This window comes from aff. Roholtiella sp. LEGE 12411 (assembly GCF_015206995.1).
GTDB lineage: Bacteria > Cyanobacteriota > Cyanobacteriia > Cyanobacteriales > Nostocaceae > Komarekiella.
Map to the genome: position 1 here is coordinate 1 of NZ_JADEXR010000284.1, position 2,534 is coordinate 2,534.

The window sequence follows — 2,534 nt, forward strand, 5'->3', positions numbered from 1 at the left end:
AGAGATTGGTATAATTGAACGTTATGCTTTTGCAAGCTATAGGCAACAAAAACTTATCTTTGACCTTGCTTAAATAACTACTCAACCCAAAAGAATTGCTTTTTTATGACTTTTTCAGCAAGCCCTATCTAGACTTATCAGAGATACGTGAAAAATTTATGCAATCATGCAAGTATTTCAAAATCCGATATTTTGGCTTTAGGGTATATGGCGATCGCTATGCTCATTCGTAGCCCTAAGTCGCAGCCTATAAACACCAATTAATCAGACTCAATATGATAAAGTGTATGATGATTTTAGGTATTTAACCATATTGTGAGTAACTACAAGGAGCCTATTTTGAAAACATCAGCATCCCTATTTAAAAGTAAGTTTTTGCAAAATTATTGATTATGCCAAAAGCTAAAATTAACGGGATTGATTTGTTTTATGACATTAAAGGAGCAGGTGAGCCTTTATTATTAATCGCTGGTTTCCTTTGCGATCATACCTATTGGTCGCTGCTAATGCCGTCTTTGATTTCGCACTATCAGGTAATTCGCCTAGACAATCGGGGTATGGGGCGCAGTTCTGGATCTGACAATCCCTATAGTATTAAGCAGATGGCAAGTGATGTTGCGCTATTACTTGATTCCATTGGCATCGACAAGGTGCATTTAGTAGGTCATTCAATGGGTGGTAAGATTGCCCAAGAGCTAGTGTTAGCATACCCTCAAAAGGTAAAAAGTCTGATGCTAATATCATCTTGGGCAAAGGGTGATGAACGGTTCAATAGCATTATTGAGACTTGGGGCGATCTCTCTGGCAATATAGACCTAAAGCTTTATGAAAAAGTCGTGTTCCCTTGGATATTTACAGATGAGTTCTACTCAATCCCTGGAATGATAGAAGGTCTGATCGAATTTGCAATCAAATATTCCTTACCGCCTTCTACTGGTACACTTTATCATCACAGCCGAGCCATCCTTGGCAATGATACAACAGAGCGGCTAAAACATATTCATTGTCCAACCTTAGTTATGGTTGGCAAACAGGATATTCTCACCCCAGTGAAGTTTTCTGAGCAACTTGCTCAAGGTATTCCCAACGCTAAAATTGTAGTCATCAACCATGGAGGTCATGGCTTGTTGGTTGAGTCGCCGGATACTGTGGCTTCAGTCTTACTCAACTTCCTTATTTAGCAGATTTTAATGAAAATTTCCAACTCAAAGAGTCAAAAATGTAATACTACCTGATTAGGCAGTTTGCTGATTTATGCGATCGCCTACATCACACTTCAAGTATGCTAGCAAGTGCGATTTTTAAGTAAAGGTAGAGAATCCAGTATTTCTAGCTGATTTCTTTTAAAGGAACCTCTCTAATAATTCTTCACGCGATAGTTGCAATAATAAAGGAGTAAATTCTTCTGGAGTTAATGCCAACAAATGTTCAATAATTACTCTAAATTCCGCATCCAACTGACCAAATCTAACTTGCAATAAATTTTCTATAACATTACGACGTTCTGCTTGAATTCCTTCTTGAATTCCTTCTTGAATTCCTTCTTGAATTCCTTCTTGAATTCCTTTCTGTTTAACTTCTGCTAATTTTTGCTCGTAAATAGGTGATAAACGCATAATTAAATTTCTATCCTCTTCATCTACATTTTGATTTACTTCTAAAGTAGTCTTTAGACTCAATAATAAGTCGATTGCTTTGGAGCGTAAAAGATTATCTTGTGGAAGTGATTCTAGTTCATCTATTGCTTGTTGTTGAACTCTTCCCTTACCTAAAATTCTTAACCATAATGTTTCTTTTGTACAAGGTAATTGATGAATTGCCACAATTGCTGTTCTCAAATAATCACCTAAAAAATTTACCCCCACTTCCCAGTTTTCTTCATCTAGACTAGTTCTAAAACCATTTAATATAGATTCAGAAGCCGTGGGTGATAAAATCCACAAGCGTGGTAATTCTGATTCTAAAATCCGGTTTTTATCTCCTTTAGCCTGACGCTTTATTTCAGCAAAAATATCAAATAACTTATTAATACAACTGCGAATTTCTACAATTGTAGCCGCATTTCTAAATGGTTCAATTAATGCGGGTTCAGTTGCCAACTTTCCTAACAGTCCTAATTCTATTTTATCGCTTGTCGATTGAGGGAAAGGTGCGTAATAAACATCAATTTCTCGTATTTCTGCCGGAACTTTGCGACTTGTTTCTACTTCTCCCAATGGTTGTAACAATTCTTTAAGATAGTCTTTTGCGAACTGGTCGTAGGGAAACCTGGTCATTAGCTGATGTTTTGGCTGTACCAGTATTTTACATGAGTGCGTTAGCGTAGCTCACCGTAGGTATCGCCTACAGTTTACTTGAAGAATACGAGCACTCTTTAATCGCTTACAGCATCAAAGAGTTCTTTTTAACAGATCGCCGCGTTCCTCTCTCTGGATACTGGGGACTGGGAAAACATTCCCAAATATGTTTGGGCTTAGAACAAATTCCATAATTTTTCATTTTAATCCCCCATCCCCAATGCCCAATGCCCAATC

Annotated in this window: 2 protein-coding genes; one reads left to right on the plus strand and one right to left on the minus strand. The window is 37.3% G+C overall.

Features of this window, described 5'->3' with window-relative positions; genetic code table 11:
* The first annotated feature begins 392 nt into the window (after positions 1-392).
* On the plus strand, positions 393-1,181 hold the full coding sequence (locus IQ246_RS29370) for an alpha/beta fold hydrolase (protein ID WP_194006802.1): 789 nt from the start codon (positions 393-395) through the stop codon (positions 1,179-1,181).
* A 162-nt stretch (positions 1,182-1,343) separates the two neighbouring features.
* Here the strand turns inward: IQ246_RS29370 and IQ246_RS29375 are convergent, their stop codons facing one another.
* Positions 1,344-2,276 (minus strand): hypothetical protein, encoded by a 933-nt coding sequence (locus tag IQ246_RS29375; protein WP_194006803.1) that lies wholly within the window; start codon positions 2,274-2,276, stop codon positions 1,344-1,346.
* Positions 2,277-2,534: the final 258 nt, after the last annotated feature.

What these genes read in the sequence shown, in the direction of transcription:
- IQ246_RS29370 (WP_194006802.1), top strand. Translation starts at nt 393, where the DNA reads ATGCCAAAAGCTAAAATTAACGGGATTGATTTGTTTTATGACATTAAA.
- IQ246_RS29375 (WP_194006803.1), bottom strand. Translation starts at nt 2,276, where the DNA reads ATGACCAGGTTTCCCTACGACCAGTTCGCAAAAGACTATCTTAAAGAA.